The sequence below is a fragment of the Devosia sp. ZB163 genome, assembly GCF_028613635.1.
Classification (GTDB): domain Bacteria; phylum Pseudomonadota; class Alphaproteobacteria; order Rhizobiales; family Devosiaceae; genus Devosia_A.
The window spans coordinates 357,039-373,571 of sequence record NZ_JAQRMY010000001.1 but is presented as its reverse complement, the minus strand read 5'-3'; the positions used below and the strand labels follow the sequence as shown (position 1 = coordinate 373,571).

18 protein-coding genes are annotated in these 16,533 nt (G+C 66.4%); 10 read left to right on the top strand and 8 right to left on the bottom strand.

Annotation, left to right across the window (positions count from 1 at the left end; translation table 11 throughout):
• The first annotated feature begins 154 nt into the window (after nt 1-154).
• The gene (locus PRN20_RS01865) at nt 155-1,825 is read left to right on the top strand and encodes an MBL fold metallo-hydrolase RNA specificity domain-containing protein (RefSeq protein WP_273955334.1); all 1,671 of its coding nucleotides are present in this window, start codon (nt 155-157) and stop codon (nt 1,823-1,825) included.
• Between the two features lie 19 nt (nt 1,826-1,844).
• Here the strand turns inward: PRN20_RS01865 and PRN20_RS01860 are convergent, their stop codons facing one another.
• The 5 genes from PRN20_RS01860 to PRN20_RS01840 are packed head-to-tail and all read right to left on the bottom strand — an operon-like array spanning nt 1,845 to nt 6,821.
• Nucleotides 1,845-2,984 (bottom strand): MFS transporter, encoded by a 1,140-nt coding sequence (locus PRN20_RS01860; protein ID WP_273955332.1) that lies wholly within the window; start codon nt 2,982-2,984, stop codon nt 1,845-1,847.
• Nucleotides 2,981-4,024, bottom strand: coding sequence for a GNAT family N-acetyltransferase (locus tag PRN20_RS01855; protein WP_273955331.1), 1,044 nt, complete (start codon nt 4,022-4,024; stop codon nt 2,981-2,983). Before PRN20_RS01855 ends, PRN20_RS01860 begins: the two co-directional genes overlap by 4 nt.
• Complete coding sequence (locus tag PRN20_RS01850) at nt 4,014-4,475, bottom strand: MmcB family DNA repair protein (protein WP_273955329.1); 462 nt, start codon at nt 4,473-4,475, stop codon at nt 4,014-4,016. Before PRN20_RS01850 ends, PRN20_RS01855 begins: the two co-directional genes overlap by 11 nt.
• On the bottom strand, nt 4,468-5,652 hold the full coding sequence (locus PRN20_RS01845; RefSeq protein ID WP_443112519.1) for an MFS transporter: 1,185 nt from the start codon (nt 5,650-5,652) through the stop codon (nt 4,468-4,470). Before PRN20_RS01845 ends, PRN20_RS01850 begins: the two co-directional genes overlap by 8 nt.
• The gene (locus PRN20_RS01840) at nt 5,652-6,821 is read right to left on the bottom strand and encodes an MFS transporter (RefSeq protein ID WP_273955328.1); all 1,170 of its coding nucleotides are present in this window, start codon (nt 6,819-6,821) and stop codon (nt 5,652-5,654) included. The genes PRN20_RS01845 and PRN20_RS01840 overlap by 1 nt, the downstream gene beginning before the upstream one ends.
• 144 nt (nt 6,822-6,965) lie before the next feature.
• Here PRN20_RS01840 and tsaB point away from each other — a divergent pair, with 144 nt between their 5' ends.
• From tsaB to PRN20_RS01820, 4 genes are read left to right on the top strand one after another with little or no spacing between them, the layout of a single operon-like run.
• Nucleotides 6,966-7,571 carry a tRNA (adenosine(37)-N6)-threonylcarbamoyltransferase complex dimerization subunit type 1 TsaB gene (gene tsaB, locus PRN20_RS01835; protein ID WP_273955326.1) on the top strand — a complete coding sequence of 202 codons (606 nt, stop codon included), beginning with the start codon at nt 6,966-6,968 and terminating at the stop codon, nt 7,569-7,571.
• Entirely contained in the window at nt 7,568-8,044 is a 477-nt protein-coding gene (gene rimI, locus PRN20_RS01830) for a ribosomal protein S18-alanine N-acetyltransferase (RefSeq protein ID WP_273955325.1), read from the top strand. The genes tsaB and rimI overlap by 4 nt, the downstream gene beginning before the upstream one ends.
• Before the next feature lie 36 nt (nt 8,045-8,080).
• Nucleotides 8,081-8,518: a Fur family transcriptional regulator gene (locus PRN20_RS01825; RefSeq protein WP_273955323.1), complete on the top strand. Its 438-nt coding sequence runs from the start codon at nt 8,081-8,083 to the stop codon at nt 8,516-8,518.
• Nucleotides 8,515-9,315 carry a lysophospholipid acyltransferase family protein gene (locus PRN20_RS01820; RefSeq protein ID WP_273955321.1) on the top strand — a complete coding sequence of 267 codons (801 nt, stop codon included), beginning with the start codon at nt 8,515-8,517 and terminating at the stop codon, nt 9,313-9,315. The genes PRN20_RS01825 and PRN20_RS01820 overlap by 4 nt, the downstream gene beginning before the upstream one ends.
• Nucleotides 9,316-9,378: 63 nt before the next feature.
• Here the strand turns inward: PRN20_RS01820 and PRN20_RS01815 are convergent, their stop codons facing one another.
• Entirely contained in the window at nt 9,379-9,750 is a 372-nt protein-coding gene (locus PRN20_RS01815) for a VOC family protein (protein WP_273955319.1), read from the bottom strand.
• A gap of 142 nt (nt 9,751-9,892) precedes the next feature.
• Here PRN20_RS01815 and miaB point away from each other — a divergent pair, with 142 nt between their 5' ends.
• Genes miaB through PRN20_RS01795 form a run of 4 tightly spaced genes read left to right on the top strand, consistent with a single transcriptional unit; the run spans nt 9,893 to nt 13,937 of the window.
• Nucleotides 9,893-11,305 (top strand): tRNA (N6-isopentenyl adenosine(37)-C2)-methylthiotransferase MiaB, encoded by a 1,413-nt coding sequence (gene miaB / locus PRN20_RS01810; RefSeq protein WP_273955317.1) that lies wholly within the window; start codon nt 9,893-9,895, stop codon nt 11,303-11,305.
• Nucleotides 11,306-11,344: 39 nt separating this feature from the next.
• The gene (locus tag PRN20_RS01805; protein WP_273955315.1) at nt 11,345-12,367 is read left to right on the top strand and encodes a PhoH family protein; all 1,023 of its coding nucleotides are present in this window, start codon (nt 11,345-11,347) and stop codon (nt 12,365-12,367) included.
• Between the two features lie 2 nt (nt 12,368-12,369).
• The gene (ybeY, locus tag PRN20_RS01800; RefSeq protein ID WP_273955313.1) at nt 12,370-12,846 is read left to right on the top strand and encodes an rRNA maturation RNase YbeY; all 477 of its coding nucleotides are present in this window, start codon (nt 12,370-12,372) and stop codon (nt 12,844-12,846) included.
• A gap of 44 nt (nt 12,847-12,890) precedes the next feature.
• Complete coding sequence (locus tag PRN20_RS01795) at nt 12,891-13,937, top strand: hemolysin family protein (protein WP_273955311.1); 1,047 nt, start codon at nt 12,891-12,893, stop codon at nt 13,935-13,937.
• Between the two features lie 35 nt (nt 13,938-13,972).
• On the opposite strand, the gene fabB is transcribed toward PRN20_RS01795, so the two are convergent.
• A complete protein-coding gene (gene fabB, locus PRN20_RS01790) occupies nt 13,973-15,196 on the bottom strand; it encodes a beta-ketoacyl-ACP synthase I (RefSeq protein ID WP_273955309.1) in 1,224 nt (407 codons plus the stop codon).
• A 31-nt stretch (nt 15,197-15,227) separates the two neighbouring features.
• A complete protein-coding gene (fabA, locus tag PRN20_RS01785) occupies nt 15,228-15,734 on the bottom strand; it encodes a 3-hydroxyacyl-[acyl-carrier-protein] dehydratase FabA (RefSeq protein ID WP_273955308.1) in 507 nt (168 codons plus the stop codon).
• Nucleotides 15,735-15,893: 159 nt separating this feature from the next.
• Here fabA and irrA point away from each other — a divergent pair, with 159 nt between their 5' ends.
• On the top strand, nt 15,894-16,337 hold the full coding sequence (gene irrA, locus PRN20_RS01780) for an iron response transcriptional regulator IrrA (protein WP_273955306.1): 444 nt from the start codon (nt 15,894-15,896) through the stop codon (nt 16,335-16,337).
• The last annotated feature ends 196 nt before the right edge of the window (nt 16,338-16,533 follow it).

Sequence of the window (16,533 nt, the reverse complement as noted above, 5' to 3'; positions counted from 1 at the left end):
TCAGCCAGACCGAAGGCCCGCTCACCCGGCCTTCGGCCGACCTCTCCCCCGGAGGGAGAGGTGGTGGCTCGGCACGATACTGCCCCATGCTCACCCGCGAAGCGGCGGGTGAGGGGGCCTTCATCTATTCGCGAAGGTATTCCGGAGACCGCCGATGACCGTCACGCTTTACTTCCACGGGGCGGCGGGGACCGTCACCGGCTCGTGCTACCGCGTGGTGCACCCCAAGGGGCAGTTCCTCGTCGATTGCGGCATGTTCCAGGGCAACAAGACGGTTCGCGACCTCAACTACAAGCCCTTCCCGTTCGACCCGCGCGCCATCGACTTCCTGCTGCTGACGCACGCCCATATCGACCATGCGGGGCTACTACCCAAGCTCGCCAAGCAGGGCTACCGCAAGCCGATCTGGGCGACCGAGCCGACCAATAACCTCCTCGAGTACCTGCTCCCCGATGCCGCCGGCATCCAGGAGAGCGAGGCCGACCGCGAGACGCTGAAGCGCAGCCGCCGCGCCGAGCCGCCGTTCCAGCCGCTCTACACCATGGAAGACGCCAACGAGGTGCTGAGGCACCGCAAGGGCGTCAAGTACGAGGAGTGGATCGAGCCCGGCCCGGGCGTGCGTGCGTGCTATTGGAACGCCGGCCACATCCTCGGCTCAGCTTCGATCGAGGTCGAGGTTTCGGACGGCAACGGCAAGTCGATCCGTATTCTCTTTTCCGGCGACCTCGGCCCCGACATCAAGGTGTTCTGGGACGCTCCGGATGCGCCCTCGGGCTACGACTACATCCTTTCGGAATCCACGTACGGCGGGCGCGAGCGCGAGGACTACACGCTCAGGCAGCGCCAGGACGCGCTGAAAAAGGAGATCAACGAGGCGCTGTCGCGCGGCGGCAACCTCGTGATCCCGACCTTCGCCGTCGAGCGCAGCCAGGAGCTGCTGCACGACATCGGCTACCTCATCAAGACCGGCGAGATCAGCCCCAGCCTCGTCTTCCTCGACAGCCCGCTCGCCAGCAAGGTGACCGGTGTCTACCGCAAGTACGCGTCGATGTTCGAAGACGTCGAGCTCAGCGCGGACGAACTGTTCAACGATCCGCGCTTCCGCATCGTCGAGAGCGTCGAGGAGAGCAAGGCGATCAACTCGATCCGCGGCGGCGCCATCGTCATGTCGGCCTCCGGCATGGCCGATGCCGGGCGCATCAAGCATCACCTTCGCAACAACCTGCCGCGCGCCAACGCCACGGTGCTGTTCGTCGGCTACCAGGCGCCTGGCACGCTGGGCCAGATCATCCAGTCGGGCGCCAAGGAAGTACGGATCCATTCCGAGCTCGTGCCGGTGCGGGCGCAGGTGCGCAGCCTCGGCAACTACTCTGCCCATGCCGACCATTCCGAGCTGGTCAACTGGGTGACCAAGCGGCTGCCGGCGCACGGCGCCATCTTCCTCACCCATGGCGAGGACGAGGAGCGCGCTGCGCTCAGGGCCGCGCTGATGCACGATGACGGCCTCGCCTCGGACCAGGTGCTGATGCCGCTGCTCGACGATGCCTTCGAGCTCCGCGCCGAGGGCATTGCCGGGGTCGAGCGTCCGGTTCAGCGCCGCGTCGACCTCTCGCAGGTCACGCTCGACTGGCACAATGCCTATGCGAGCTTCATCATCGACCTCAGCCACCAGCTCCAGAGCGCGCCCAACGACGCCCAGCGGATCGCCGTGATGAATGCCCTCAAGGCGACGCTCGCCAGCAAGGGGCCGGTGACCCCACCCCTGCCGATGAAGACCCAGGCCGGCGCCGCACCGGTGCTGCACGGGGAACCGAGCGGGGAGTAGCGAGGCAGCGTTCCGGCCCCTACTCCTTCGGCGCCAGATACCGCGCCAGACAAATCGCCAGCAGCAGCGGCGGCACCATCACCGCGAACGTCACCCGGATGGATGCCGTCGTCGCGATCCACCCCAGGATCGCCGGCGTTCCCAGCAGCAGGACCTGCTGGCTCATCGTCAGTGCCGCGACGTTCTGCGAGGCCGGCCGGTCGCCCAGCCGGGCCGCCGCCGAGGCCGAGAGCGGGAAGGCGACGCAGACGCCCGCCCCGATCAGCGTGAAGCCGACAAGCGCCACCACCAGGTTGGGCGAGAAGATGACGAGCAGCAGCCCGATGAGCGCAGTGACGCCGAGCCCGCGGGCCAGGCGCACCGGGCCCCAGCGCATCACGGCGCGGTCGGCGAGCAGGCGACCGATCGACTGGGCCGCCATGAAGGCCGGCAGCGTCAGCGTATCCACCCATTCGGGGGCGGCAAAGCTGTCGCGCATGAAGATCACCGACCAGTTGCGCAACCCGCCCTCGAGCAGGGCCGAGCCGAAGGCGTAGCCGACCAGCAGCAGCGTCATCGTCGTCGGCAGGGCGATGCGGACGCGCTTGCTGCCGCCGCTCTGCGCATGGGCCCGCGGCGACGCAGCCTGCATGGGCAGCGCGACGACGAGGATCCCCACGACGACCACGGCTGCCATGATGGCAAAATGCAGCGCCGGCGGTACGTTGGCCCCACGCATGGCGGTGCCGACCAGCGCCGAGATCAGCAGCCCGAGGCTCCAGACGCCGTGGCAGGTGTTCATCAGCCGCTTGCCGCTCGCCGCCTCGACCCGGTCGGCCTCGACGTTGATCGCGACATTGGAGAGCGCGAAGACGCTGCCCCAGAGCGCAAAGCCGAGCCACATCAGGGGAAGGCTCGGCGCCAGCGCCGTCAGCACCATGGCGATGGCCAGCGCCGGGATGGTGACGAGGATCACGAGCCGGGTGCCGAGCCGCTCGACCAGCGTGCTCGAGACGAGGAACATCAGGATGGCCCCGAAGGGCTGGCCGAGGAGCGCAAGGCCGAGCTCGGCCTCGGTCAGGTTGAGACCGCTCTGAAGATCGGGGATGCGGGTGAACAGCCCTCCCTGGGACAGCGCATGCAGCAGGAATACCAGGACGATGGGTTGGGGCAGCTTCACTTGAGGCGGATGCTTTCGATGGTGGAGGTGCGCATGGTCGGCTGCAGCCGCTGCTTCCACTCGAGCGTACCGACCCCGAGATCGAACTCGGCGAGCCCGCGCTGGAACGCGGATTCGATCAGCAGCAGCGTCAGCGTGCGGCCCGGCGAGTGCCGGTTGAACGCCGGGTCATGGGCAATCTTGGAGAAGAACGCGGCATCGCGTTCGATGAAGACTATGGAGGCCGCGAAGACCTGGCCCGCGCTGCGGAGCGACGCCACCCAGGTGTCCGGCACGTCGCTCTCACCCTCGAGGAAGGTGGCGAAGAAGCGATCCACATATCCGCTGCTCAGCCACTCGGATTTCTGGTTTGTACGATCGAGCCAGTCGCGCTTGCGCTCGAAGCACCATTGCACGACCTCGCGGGCCGCCGTGCCGGTCTCATGCGCGTACCCGACCCCGATCTCGGCGAAGCGGCGCAGCCGCCGCCGGTGATCGTAGCGCAGCCTGGGCGAGAGCGTTGCAAGGTAGCCCTCGAAATCGCGGTGCTCGCGCAGGGCAACATACGGGCTCGGCCACTGGTGGCGAACGCGTTGTTCGAGGCCCCGGGCCTGCACCGCTGCCCGCAGCGGCGAGACGTCACGCAGGTAGCGTGTGGCGATCTTGGCCTGGAGCACGGTCTCGGAAAGCAGCGTGTCGAGCAGCAGCTCGGCCTGCCGGCTGGTGCTGTCCGATGGGCGCCAGAGCACATCGTGATACTGCGGCGTGCCCGAAGCGAGGAACTCGAACTTCGGCTTCAGCCGCCGCATGCCGAGGACGAACGCGCCCGCCATCATCAGCCGGCCGTGCTGCCGGATGAGGATCACCCGCAACCGGTTCGGAAAGCGCCGCCAGCGCAGCTCCCACGAGAGGCGAAGCCAGCGATGGCGGAGAAAGGTGGTGGGGTGAACCGCGGCTGCGAAGAGCTCGCGCCACTCGGCCTCGATGGCGCAGAACGCCCGGAACGACTTCAACACCGTGACCGTCAGCCCCTCGCCCTCAGCCGGCCGGTCAGAGGTCATTGGGGTCCATCAGGACGTGGATGCGGTCGGCGCCGAGGCGGGCGAGCTTCAGCAGCATGGCCTTGCGCCGAGCCGGGGCGAGCGGGGTTTCCGGCCCAATCCTGAGAATCGCTGCGTCATGCCCGTCGCCCACCATCAGCCCTTCCTCGACGGGGAAGATGTCGGGGTCGAGTTCGGGCGGCTTGGCGAAGAAGAAGCGGTCGCAGAAATCCTTGTAGTCGGGCCACTTGCGGTCGACCTGGAAGTCGACCAGCGAGGACTTGATCTCGACGATCCAGATCTCGCCCTTGGGCCCGACCGCCAGCACGTCCGCCCGCCGGCCATTGGCGAGCGGCACCTCGGCGAAGCAGCAGAAATCGTGGGCCGCACGCAGGAACCGCATGACGCCGCGCTGGACGCGCAGCGCCGTCGGCGATTGCCTGAGATCAACGATCTGCGGCAACTCAGCCATGGGGTGTGATGGGCTCCGGTTCGGCCAGCACCGGCACAGGCTTGGCCGCCAGCGCCCGGATCGCCAGCAGCGCGGCGATCACCAGCGGCACGACGACGAAGTACGACGTGCGGATGCCGAAGGCCTCGGCCACGAAGCCGAGCAGCGGTGGGCCGAGGAAGAACACGACGAACGTCATCTGGCCGAGCGAGGCGACGTTGACCGAGGCCGGCCGGTCGGTGCGCTGCGCTGCGGCCGAGACGGCCAGCGGATAGACCGACGAGCAGCCCAGCCCCATCAGCATGAAGCCGAACAGCGCGACATAGGGATGCGGCGCAAAACCGACGATGATGAGCCCGACGGCGGCGACGGCGAGAAGGCTCCCGGCGACGACGCGCGGGCTGTAGCGTTCGACCACCGGATCCATGAACAGGCGCGCCAGCGCCATGAACAGCGAGAAGATGGTGATCGACAGGCCGCCGATGAACGGCTCCACCTTGAACACGTCGCGCATGTAGATGGCCGACCAGTCGATGCCCGCGCCCTCGACGAGCAGCGGGGCCGCACCGATGAGGCAGAGAGGCAGCAAGCCGATGGTGGGGAAGGCAACGAGCGGCATCTTGCCTTCATGGCTTTCAACGCGAGCCGGGGCGTTCTCGATCTTGGAGAAGACGATGATGCCGAAGATCACGACGACGATGAGGGCGACGAAGGTGTGCAGGTGCACCGAGATGCCCAGCTGGCGGACACCGGCCGAAATGAAGGCGGTGACGAAGAAGCCGAGGCTCCACATGCCGTGTGCCCGGCTCATGATGCGGCTACCGAGCTGGGCTTCGTGCCGGTCGGTCTCGAGGTTGACGTTGATCTCCAGTGCGCCCGCGAAGAGGCCGGCGATGAAGAACACCGGCGCCAGCATCAGCGCCGTCGGTACCCACGGCACGATCGCATACATGGTCGAGGCGCCGAACACGGTGACGAAGGCCGTGGTGCGGGCGCCGTATTTCTCGATCAGCGGGCTCGAGAAGGTCAGCCCGCAGAGGGCACCCACCGACATGGCGATCAGCACGAGGCCCAACTGGCCTTCGGTGAGCTTCAGCGAATGCTGCAGGTCGGGCAGCCGCGACAGCAGGGCGCCCATCGAGAGCGAGAACACGAAGAAAACGCCATAGATCCGCTGATGCGGCTTCAGACTAAACATCAATCTACCTCATGCCGGATCGGCTTGGCGCCCAGCGCCCCGGCGAAAACCAGACTCAAAATGACCAGCGGGATGCCGATGCCGAACGACCAGCGGATGCCGAAGTGTTCGGCAACATAGCCCAGGAGCGGCGGCCCGAGGAGGAAAGCGGAAAACGAGATCTGCGCCAGCGAGGCGACATTGGTCGCCGCAGGGCGATCGGTGCGCTGCGCCGCCGCCGACATGGCGAGCGGGAAGATCACCGAAGTGCCGACGCCCATCAGCCCGAAGCCGACCAGCGCCAGCCAGTCGCTGGGTGAAAAGAACACGATGGTCGCCCCGACGCCCAGGATCGAGAGCAGGAAGCGCGACACGATCGTGGGGCTGTAGCGCTCGACGAACGGATCGGCAAAGAACCGCGTCACCGCCTGGGTGAAGGCGCCGAGCGCCACCGCAAAGCCGGCGATGAACGGCTCCACCGTGAATTCCTTCTTCATGTAGATCGCCGACCAGTCGATGCCGGCGCCTTCCATGAGCACCGCCGACAGCGTCACCACCACCAGCACCATGATGGCGAGGGTGGGCATGGCGAAACGCGGCGCCTCCTCGGTCGAGCCGCCGGTGCGATGCGGAGCGGGTTCGAAGCGGCCGAGGATCAGCGCCACGCCCAGCACCACCACGGGGATCATCAGCAGCAGGTGCAGTTGCGGGCTGAGGCCTGATTGCGCGATCACCGCGCTGATGATGCCGGCCGAGAAGAACCCGAAGCTCCAGAAGGCGTGCGAGCGGTTCATGATGCGCCGCCCGATCATGTGCTCGGTGCGATCGGCCTCGAGGTTCAGGATGATCTCGATGCCGCCGATCACGAGACCCACGGGCACCAGCAGGAGGAAGAAGGCCACCGGATCGGGGGCGAATGTCGCCAGCGCATAGCCGAGCGCCAGCAGCGGGATCAGCATCAGCAGCGCGCGGCGATAGCCGAAGCGTTCCAGGAGCGGGCCGGCAAAACTCAGCGAGATCAGCGTGCCGACGGCGGCGCCGATCAGCCCGAAACCGAGCGCCCCTTCCCCGATATTCATGGCGTGCTGGATATCGGGCAGGCGCGGCGGCAGGCTCCCCATGCAGAATGAGTAGATGAAAAAGCCGCCATAGACCCGCTGCTGCGGCGGCAGCTCGATACCGAATCTCATGTCGAAGAGGAACCAGCTTGGGAAAGGCTGGCGACCCTAATAAAATCGTTTCAACCGGGCAAGTCCGGGCCTTTCGATGTTCGGCATTGGCGCAAGCGAGCAACAGCGCTTGCCGCTCCGGGCGGCGCAGCCTATCTGTCGGCCATGTCCCTGCGCCTGCTTGCCATCGATACCGCCGCGCCGCGCCTGCAGCTCGCGCTGCTCACGGGCGATGACGCCGATACGCTGGTCGAGGACATGCCGCAGGGCCAGGCCGAGCGGATCTTTCCGGCGATCGACGAGCTGCTCAAGCGCAATGGCGCAGCCTACAAGGATCTCGCCCGCATCGCCGTGACGACCGGGCCGGGCTCGTTCACGGGCCTTCGCATCGGCCTCAGCGCCGCACGCGGGCTGGGGCTCGCCCTCGGCATCCCCGTCATCGGTGTTCCCAGCCTTCTCGCCCTGTCGCTCGCCTGCCGCTGCGACGCCATGGCCGTGCTGCTTGATGCGCGGCGGAACGAGGCCTATTTCCAGCTGTTTTCGGGTCCCGCGATTCCCGTCGGCGAGCCGGCGGTGCTTGCCATGGACGAGGCGCGCCGCCGTATCCCGCCCGGAGCCGAGGTGCTGACCTCGCCCTTCGTCGACATCGCGGCGCTGGCGCGTTTTGCCGCCACCGCCGATCCGGCCGGCTATCCGCCGGAAGCCGCCTATATCCGCGATGCCGATGCCAAGCCGCAGGAGAAGTTCCGCGTCGCGAGGGTCCCGCAATGAAACTCTGGCTCGCCCCGGCGGGGCTCCATATCGAACCGGCACGGACCCAGGATGCCGATGCGATCACCAAGCTCCATGCCCAGGGCTTCTACCGCGGCTGGTCGCGCGAGGAATTCGCCGCCTACATTCTCGATGAGCGCACGCCGATCTACGTCGCCTGCGACGCCAGGCGCCGGGTGGCGGGCTTCGCGATGATCCGGCACCTGGGCGAGGACGTTGAGCTCATCACCATCGCGGTCGACAAGAAGTGGCGCAAGAAGGGCGTGGGCCTCGCGCTGATGCGCGCCCTCTTCGACGACCTGCTGATGAGCCCGGCGAAGCGCCTCATCCTCGAGGTCGCGACCGACAATGCCGCGGCCATGCGCCTCTACGAGAAGCTCGGCTTCAAAAAGGTCGGCGAGCGCAAGGGCTACTATCCCCGCCCGGACGGCACGCCCGCCACCGCTATTGTCATGGCCCGCGATCTTGGCTAACCCGGTTTTGTTCGCAACGCAGACGGGACACGCCCGATGAGCAAGCCCGCTGTTCTGACCCTCGAAGAGCAATGCGCCCAGAAGGGCATGCGCATGACCGACCAGCGTCGCGTCATCGCGCAGGTCATCGAGCAGGCGGTCGATCACCCCGATGTCGAGGAGCTCTATCGCCGCGCCAGCGCGATCGACGCCCGCATCTCGCTCTCGACGGTCTACCGCACGCTCAACCTGTTCGAGGAAGCCGGCCTCGTCACCAAGCACGATTTCAAGGACGGGCGCGCCCGCTTCGAACTCATTCCCGACGAGCACCACGACCACCTGATCGACATCCGCTCCGGCAAGGTCATCGAGTTCCGCAACGAAGAGATCGAGGCGATCCAGGAAGTGATCGCCAAGCGCCTCGGCTACCAGCTCGTCGACCACCGGCTCGAACTCTACGCCGTGCCGCTCAAGACCGAGGGCAAGGACAAATGATCCAGCGCACCCTGTTCTTCATCTTCATCTACCTCCCGTTCCTCGTCGTCTTCGTCCCGCTGCAGTTCATCATCACGCGGCTGGGGCTGGACTGGAACGCCATCCCGCGCTGGTTTCATACCCTCGGCTGCATCTTCCTGGGCATGCGGGTGCGGGTCATCGGCGAGCCCTCGCACGACCGGGCGACGCTGATCGTTTCCAACCACATCTCGTGGACCGACATCGTCGCGGTGGGCTCGAAGGCCGACGTCACGTTCGTCGCCAAGTCCGAGATCGCCAAGTGGCCCTTCGTCGGCTTCATGGCTTCGCTCCAGCGCACCCTCTATGTCGACCGCAAGCGCCGTTCCGATGCGCACCGGGCGAGCAAGGAAATGGGCAAGCGCATGGCCTCGGGCGGCGCGGTGCTGCTCTTCGGCGAAGGCCAGTCGGATATCGGCACGCACGTCCTGCCGTTCCGCTCGGCCCTGATCGGCGCGGCCCAGCACGCAATGGAAGAGGCGGGCGCGGGCGAAGTGATGATCCAGCCGCTGACCATCGCCTATACCAAGCTCCAGGGCCTGCCGGTCGGCCGGACCGACCGCTCGCTGATCGCCTGGATCAAGTCAAAGTCGGTCAAGCAGAACGTCAAGGAAATCCTCACCGGCGGCACCCGCGAGGTGACCCTCGCCTTCGGCACGCCGCGCCCGCTGTCTGCCGGCGCCGACCGCAAGCTCCTCGCCCGGGAAACCGAGAACGAAGTGCGCCGCATGCTGGTCGCCCTCAACCGCGGCACGCCACTGCCGATCGCGGCGGAGTAACCCGGACTATCGGGATTCTTCTCCCCGTCGGGGAGAAGGTGGCGCGTAGCGCCGGATGAGGGGTCAGTCCACCAGGCAGAAGTGGTTCCCCTCCGGGTCCGCCATCACCGTATACCCCTCAGCTTCCCGCACCACCGAAGCCCCCAGTGCCAGAAGCCGGGCCTTCTCAACGTTCCGATCGACCACCTTCACGTCGAGGTGGATCCGCCCCTGCACCCGCCCGCGCTCGATCTCGTGAAAGCACAGCGTCGGGCCTGGCCCATCGACCATCACCACCGGATCGGTCTCGGGCGTGAATCCCAGCGCGGCCAGCCGCGCGATCTCCTCGTCATCATAGGCCCGCACCGCATAGCCCTCGAGCAGGCCGGCCCAGAACCGCGCCAGCGGCGCCGCGCGATGGCAGTCGAACACGATCTCCTTGAGCAGTCCGGCCATTTGCTGATCTCCCTCGGCCGCAGCGTGTGGCCCCACGGGTCCGCGGGTCAAGGCAGGGATGACGGTGCGGAGGTTGGGCTTCCGCCTTCCACCGCTCCCCAACTTTTGCACTCGCGGCCGGTTCGGTGTATTTCCCGCCCCCATGACCGAGCACACGCCCAAGAAGCTGTTCATCAAGACCTACGGGTGCCAGATGAACGTCTACGACTCCGACCGCATGGCGGATGCCTTGGCGCCGCACGGCTATGAGCCGGTGCAGGTGATGGAAGACGCCGACCTCGTCGTCCTCAACACCTGCCACATCCGCGAGAAGGCTTCGGAGAAGGTGTTCTCCGAACTCGGCCGGCTGCGCGACCTGCGCGAAGAGCGCCGGGCCAACGGGCAGGACCTGATGATCGGCGTCGCCGGGTGCGTGGCGCAGGCCGAGGGCGACGAGATCGTGCGCCGGGCCCCTGCCGTCGACCTCGTCTTCGGCCCGCAGAGCTACCACCGCCTGCCCGAGCTGATCGCGCGCGCCCACAATGGCAGCAAGGTCGTCGACACCGACTTCCCCGAGGAAGACAAGTTCGAGCACCTGCCGGCGGCCCGGAAGGAAGTGACGCTGGCGCGCGGGCTCACCGCCTTCCTCACCGTGCAGGAGGGCTGCGACAAGTTCTGCTCGTTCTGCGTCGTCCCCTACACCCGCGGCTCGGAAACCTCGCGCCCGCTCGAGCAGGTGCTGCGCGAAGCGCAGACGCTCGCCGAGGCCGGTGTGCGCGAGCTGACGCTGCTCGGCCAGAACGTCAACGCCTACCACGGGCTCGATGCCAGGGGCCGTACGGTCGGGCTGGGCGAGCTCTGCTACCGGCTGTCGCTGATCCCCGGGATCGCCCGTATCCGCTACACCACCTCGCACCCGCTCGACATGACGGACGAGCTGATCGAGATGCATCGCGACCTCGATGCGCTGATGCCGTACCTGCACCTGCCCATCCAGTCGGGGTCCGACCGCATCCTCAAGGCCATGAACCGCCGGCACACGGTGGCCGAGTATCGCTCGGTGATCGAGCGCATCAAGGCGGCGCGGCCCGACATGGCGCTTTCGGGCGATTTCATCGTCGGCTTCCCCGGCGAGACCGATGCCGATTTCGAGGAGACGATGCAGATCGTCGCCGAAATCGGCTATGCCTCGGCCTTCACCTTCAAGTACTCGATCCGCCCCGGCACGCCCGGCGCCGCCATGGACGACCAGGTCGCCGAGCCGGTGAAAGCGGAGCGCCTCGCGCGCCTCAACGCGCTCATCACCACCCAGATGCGCGACTTCGGCCGCTCGGTCGTCGGCCGTACCCTGCCGGTGCTGATCGAGAAGCCGGGGCGGCAGCCGGGACAGGTCGGCGGGCGCTCGCCTTACCTGCAGGCCGTGCACATGGACGGGCCGACGCGGCTCATCGGGCAGATCGTCCCGGTCGAGATCGTCGCGGCCGGGAATAATTCACTGACTGGCAAGATTGTCACAGTGGCGGAACCGAATCCTGCTAGCGTGATTGAGTCTCGAGCCAGCGCGGCCCATATCTGAGGCTGCAACAACGGAGCCAACAGAGATTTGAGCAGGCATTTGCCCCCGTCTATTGACCAAGGCCCATCCTCACAGCTTGAACTCGCCTTCGAAGACAACAAGCTCGCCGCACAACTCTACGGCGATTTCGACCAGCACCTCGCCCTGATCGAGCAGCGTCTTTCCGTGCAGGCCACGCCGCGCGGCAATCACGTCATGCTGAAGGGCGGCGCCAGTTCGGTCGACCAGGCGCGGCGCGTTCTCGAATCGCTTTACGAGCAGCTGGACGAGGGTCAGTCGATCGATGTCGCCACCGTCGACGGCGTCATCCGCATGATCGAGACCGAAGACAGCCAGCTCACGCTTCCAACCCTCGAAAAGAAGGGCCGCGTGCGCATGGCCCAGATCGCGACCCGCAAGGCCACCATCGTTGCCCGCACGCCGGCGCAGGACGCCTATATGCGTGCCATGGACCGCTCGGAGCTGGTCTTCGGCGTCGGCCCGGCCGGCACCGGCAAGACCTATCTCGCGGTTGCCCATGCGGCGACGCTGCTCGAGCGCGGCGACATCAACCGCATCATCCTGTCCCGTCCGGCCGTCGAAGCCGGCGAGCGCCTGGGGTTCCTCCCCGGCGACATGAAGGACAAGGTCGATCCGTACCTCCGTCCGCTCTATGACGCGCTCTACGACATGATGCGCCCCGAGCATGTGGAGCGCTGCATCACCTCCGGCATCATCGAGGTGGCGCCGCTCGCCTTCATGCGCGGCCGTACCCTCGCCAATGCCGTGGTGATCCTCGACGAGGCGCAGAACACCACCTCGATGCAGATGAAGATGTTCCTCACCCGCCTGGGCGAGAACTCCAAGATGATCGTCACGGGCGATCCGACCCAGGTCGACCTGCCGCGCGGCGAGAAATCCGGCCTGATCGAGGCGGTGCAACTGCTCGACGGCGTCGAGGGCGTCCACATCTCGCGCTTTTCCGACAAGGACGTGGTGCGCCACGCGCTGGTCGGGCGTATTGTCCGCGCCTACGAGGCCGACACGCAGCGTCGGCTCGCGGAACAGAACAACAAGGCCTGAACTTGCCCAAATCTCCGCTTTCCATCGCCTTCTCGGTGAACGCCGACGGTTGGCCCGATGGTCTTGAGGCCGTGGCCGAACGCGCCATCCTCGAGGCGCTGAAGCAGTCGGAAGCCAAGGTCACGGGCGTTGCCGAGGTCTCGGTGGTGCTCACCGACGACGAGGAGCAGCGCGAGCTCAACAGGCAGTGGCGCGGCTTCGACAAATCGACTAACGTCCTGAGCTTCCCGCAGATCGAGCCGTTTGGTCCGGTCGGGGGGCTGCTGGGCGATATCACCCTCGCCCTGGGCACGGTCCAGCGCGAAGCGGACGAGATGGGCATCAGCTTCAATGACCATTTCACCCACCTGATGGTGCACGGTTTCCTGCATCTTCTGGGCTACGACCATCTCGATGATGACGAGGCCGAGGAAATGGAAGGGCTCGAAACCGAGATCCTTCGCACCCTCGGCATTGCCGATCCCTATGCCGACAGCTAAATTACGCGCTCCGATCCATGGAAGGCCGCGATGCGGCCAATTTGATGAACGAGACCGACAGTCAGTCTACCCCGGCCAAGAAGCCGGCTCCGAAACCCAGCGGCGAGCCTCCCTCTAGTACCGCCCCCACGCTGACGTGGGGGCAGAAAATCTGGAACCGCGTGCGCGGCCTGCTCGCCATGCGTACCGTTTCGCTGCGCGACGACCTCGAGGTCGCGCTCGAGAACGAGGCATCCGGCGGCACCGCCGATTTCAGCCAATCCGAACGCACCATCCTCAAGAACGTGCTCGATCTCGCCGAGAAGCGTGTCGAGGACGTGATGGTGCCGCGCGCCGACATCGAGGCGATCGAATCGACCGAGACACTCGGGACGCTGGTGTCCCGCTTCCGCCAGGTCGGCCATTCGCGCATGCCTGTCTATAACGACAGCCTCGACAACATCACCGGCTTCATCCACGTCAAGGACGCGCTGCGCCGGATCACCGAGCCGGCGACCGATCCGGAGGCCACCCAGCCGGTCAAGCTCGTCTCGACCCCGCTGCGCTCGAGGATCGAAAAGCTCGATCTTGCCCGCCAGGTGCTGTTCGTGCCGCCGCTGATGCCGGTGGGCGACCTGCTGCAGCAGATGCAGCTCAAGCGCGTGCACATGGCCGTGGTGATCGACGAGTATGGCGGCACCGACGGGCTCGTCACCATCGAGGACCTGCTCGAGGCCGTGGTCGGCGAGATCGAGGACGAGCATGACGACGACGTCGCGCTGGTCCGCAAGGTCAATTCGAACGTCTTCATCGCTTCGGCCCGGGCCGAGCTCAAGGAAGTGCGCGAGGTCATCGGCCCCGATTTCGATCCGGGCAGCCATGCCGACGAAGTCGATACGCTGGGCGGCCTCGTTTTCGAGCTCGCTGGCCACGTGCCGGCAAAGGGCGAGCACGTCAATGGCATCAAGGGTTTCGAGTTCGAGGTGCTGCAGGCCGACAGCCGGCAGGTCAAGCGCGTCAAGATCAAGCGCCAGAAGCAGCCCAAGCCGCGTCCGCCCAAGCCTCCGGCGCCGAGCGCGCCCGAGGATACGACGGCTCCGGCCGCCGAGTAGCAGATCCAGCGGGGCCGAAAGGCCCCGCTGACGTATCAGGCGTCGGGATGCTTGAAGACGAGCGTCGCGTTGGTGCCGCCGAAGCCGAAGCTGTTCGACAGCGCAATGCCGATATCGACGTTGTCGCGGCGCTGGCGGAGGATGGGCATGTCGGCGAAGGCCGGGTCCAGTTCCTCGATATTGGCGCTTTCGCACAGGAACCGCTCCCGCATCATGAGGATGCAGTAGATCGATTCCTGGACACCGGTGGCGCCCAGCGAGTGGCCGGTGAGCGACTTGGTGGCCGAGATCGGCGGGCAATCGTCGCCGGTGCCGAAGACGGCGCGGATCGCTTCCATCTCCTTGAGATCGCCAACGGGCGTCGAGGTGGCGTGCGGGTTGATATAGTCGATCTTGCCCTTCACCGTCTCCAGCGCCTGCTGCATGCAGCGGATGGCGCCTTCGCCCGAGGGAGCGACCATGTCGTAGCCGTCGGAAGTGGCCCCATAGCCGATCAGCTCGGCGTAGATGGTCGCGCCGCGCGCCTTGGCGTGCTCGTATTCCTCGAGCACCACCACGCCTGCGCCGCCGGCGATGACGAAGCCGTCGCGCTTGGCATCATAGGCGCGCGAGGCCTTTTCGGGCGTCGCGTTGAAGTCGGTGGACATGGCGCCCATGGCGTCGAAAAGGTTCGACAGGCTCCAGTCGAGATCCTCGTGGCCGCCGGCAAAGACGATGTCCTGCTTGCCCCACTGGATCTGCTCGTAGCCGGCGCCGATGCAGTGCTTGGACGTGGCGCAGGCCGAGGTGATCGAATAGTTCACGCCCTGGATGCCGAACGGCGTTGCCAGCGTCGCCGAAGCGGTCGAGCTCATCGCCTTGGGCACGGCCAGCGGCCCGATGCGCTTGGGGCCCTTTTCGCGGGTGATGTCGCCGGCCTCGATCACGGTGCGGGTGGACGGACCACCCGAGCCCATGATGATGCCGGTGCGCGGGTTCTTGATGTCTTTTTCTTCGAGCCCGGAATTGGCGATCGCCTCTTGCATGGCGAGGTAGTTCCAGGCCGCGCCCTTGCCCATGAAGCGGGTCGTGCGGCGGTCGAGCACCTCGAACGGATCGATCTTGGGCGCGCCGTGCACATGGCAGCGGAAGTTGTACTTGGCATAGTCCTCGGCGAAGACGATGCCGGACTTGGCCTCCCTGAGGCTCACGACCACTTCATCGAGATTGTTTCCGATAGAGGAAACGATCCCCATGCCGGTGATGACGACGCGCCTCATATTGCCTCCTTGGCAGGACCGGCAGAGCCGATCAGACTTCCGTGAACAGACCGACGCGCAAGCTGCTGGCTTCGTAGATCACCTTGCCGTCGGCCTTGACCCAGCCGTCGGCGATGCCGAGCGCCAGCTTGGACTTCATCACGCGCTTCAGGTCGATGCCATACTCGACGAGTTTGACATCATCAGTGACCTGGCCGGTAAACTTTACTTCACCGCCCAGTGCGCGGCCCTTGCCGGGCGAACCGTCCCAGCACAGGAAGAAGCCGAGCATCTGCCACAGCGCATCGAGGCCGAGGCAGCCCGGCATCACCGGGTCGCCGATGAAGTGGCACTTGAAGAACCACAGGTCCGGATTGACGTCGAGTTCGGCGCGCACCTGCCCCTTGCCGTGGGCGCCGCCGTCGGAATCGATCCGGGTGATGCGATCGAACATCAGCATCGGCGGGGCGGGAAGCTGGGCCCGTCCAGGGCCGAACAGCTCGCCCTTGCCGCTCAGGATGAGGTCGTCATATCCGTATGCGTTCTTGCGCTCCGCCATGGGCAGGGGCTTTCTCCGTTCCTACTTTGGGGTTCGTTACTAGAGAGCGGGCGTAAAGGGGTCAAGCGGCGCGGTCCCGCGACCGAGCGCCGCTTGTGTGCTAAAGTGGCGGAAGTTATAAGCGTCGGAACCTGACACGGCCTGTCACCAAAGGACCATATGACCGACCGCAGCCTCCAGAGCCGTCCGATTCCGTCGCGCCGACCGTGCCTGACGGCCGTCCTGCGCATGGCGGGCCTCAGGCCGACGCGGCAGCGCGTGGCGCTGGCGGAGCTGCTGTTCGGCGGCCCGCACCGGCACGTGAGCGCCGAGCAGCTGCATGACGAGGCGGCCATCGCCAAGGTCAACGTGTCGCTGGCGACGATCTACAACAGCCTGCACCAGTTCCGCGAAGCGGGGCTGCTGCGCGAAGTGGCGATCGACGCGTCGCGGTCCTATTTCGACACCGACACCTCGGACCACCACCATTTCTACCTCGAGGACGAGCAGCGGGTGATCGACATCCCCTCCTCCTCGATCGTCATCCAGAACCTGCCCGAGCCCCCCAAGGGCATGGACATCACGCATGTCGACGTGGTGGTGCGGGTCAAGAAGAGCCGCTGAGCGGTTTCGGGCGAGCCAGCATGGGCGCGCGCCAGTCTCCATCCACGCACCGAACGCGCCACACACGCACCGTCATCCCCGGGCTTGACCGGGGGACCCAGCGATCTCTCCTCCGCACCAGCGTTTGCCGCGCTCTCCGCGCGCAGACATAGACCAATTTGTTGGCCGCAACATTCATGAGTCCCCGGGCTTGACC

Coding starts and splice junctions, on each gene's coding strand:
- irrA (WP_273955306.1), top strand. CDS start 15,894: ATGACCGACCGCAGCCTCCAGAGCCGTCCGATTCCGTCGCGCCGACCG.
- PRN20_RS01845 (WP_443112519.1), bottom strand. CDS start 5,652: ATGTTTAGTCTGAAGCCGCATCAGCGGATCTATGGCGTTTTCTTCGTG.
- PRN20_RS01865 (WP_273955334.1), top strand. CDS start 155: ATGACCGTCACGCTTTACTTCCACGGGGCGGCGGGGACCGTCACCGGC.
- fabB (WP_273955309.1), bottom strand. CDS start 15,196: ATGAGGCGCGTCGTCATCACCGGCATGGGGATCGTTTCCTCTATCGGA.
- PRN20_RS01795 (WP_273955311.1), top strand. CDS start 12,891: ATGAACGAGACCGACAGTCAGTCTACCCCGGCCAAGAAGCCGGCTCCG.
- miaB (WP_273955317.1), top strand. CDS start 9,893: ATGACCGAGCACACGCCCAAGAAGCTGTTCATCAAGACCTACGGGTGC.
- PRN20_RS01855 (WP_273955331.1), bottom strand. CDS start 4,024: ATGACCTCTGACCGGCCGGCTGAGGGCGAGGGGCTGACGGTCACGGTG.
- tsaB (WP_273955326.1), top strand. CDS start 6,966: ATGTCCCTGCGCCTGCTTGCCATCGATACCGCCGCGCCGCGCCTGCAG.
- fabA (WP_273955308.1), bottom strand. CDS start 15,734: ATGGCGGAGCGCAAGAACGCATACGGATATGACGACCTCATCCTGAGC.
- PRN20_RS01850 (WP_273955329.1), bottom strand. CDS start 4,475: ATGGCTGAGTTGCCGCAGATCGTTGATCTCAGGCAATCGCCGACGGCG.
- PRN20_RS01840 (WP_273955328.1), bottom strand. CDS start 6,821: ATGAGATTCGGTATCGAGCTGCCGCCGCAGCAGCGGGTCTATGGCGGC.
- PRN20_RS01825 (WP_273955323.1), top strand. CDS start 8,081: ATGAGCAAGCCCGCTGTTCTGACCCTCGAAGAGCAATGCGCCCAGAAG.
- PRN20_RS01815 (WP_273955319.1), bottom strand. CDS start 9,750: ATGGCCGGACTGCTCAAGGAGATCGTGTTCGACTGCCATCGCGCGGCG.
- PRN20_RS01820 (WP_273955321.1), top strand. CDS start 8,515: ATGATCCAGCGCACCCTGTTCTTCATCTTCATCTACCTCCCGTTCCTC.
- rimI (WP_273955325.1), top strand. CDS start 7,568: ATGAAACTCTGGCTCGCCCCGGCGGGGCTCCATATCGAACCGGCACGG.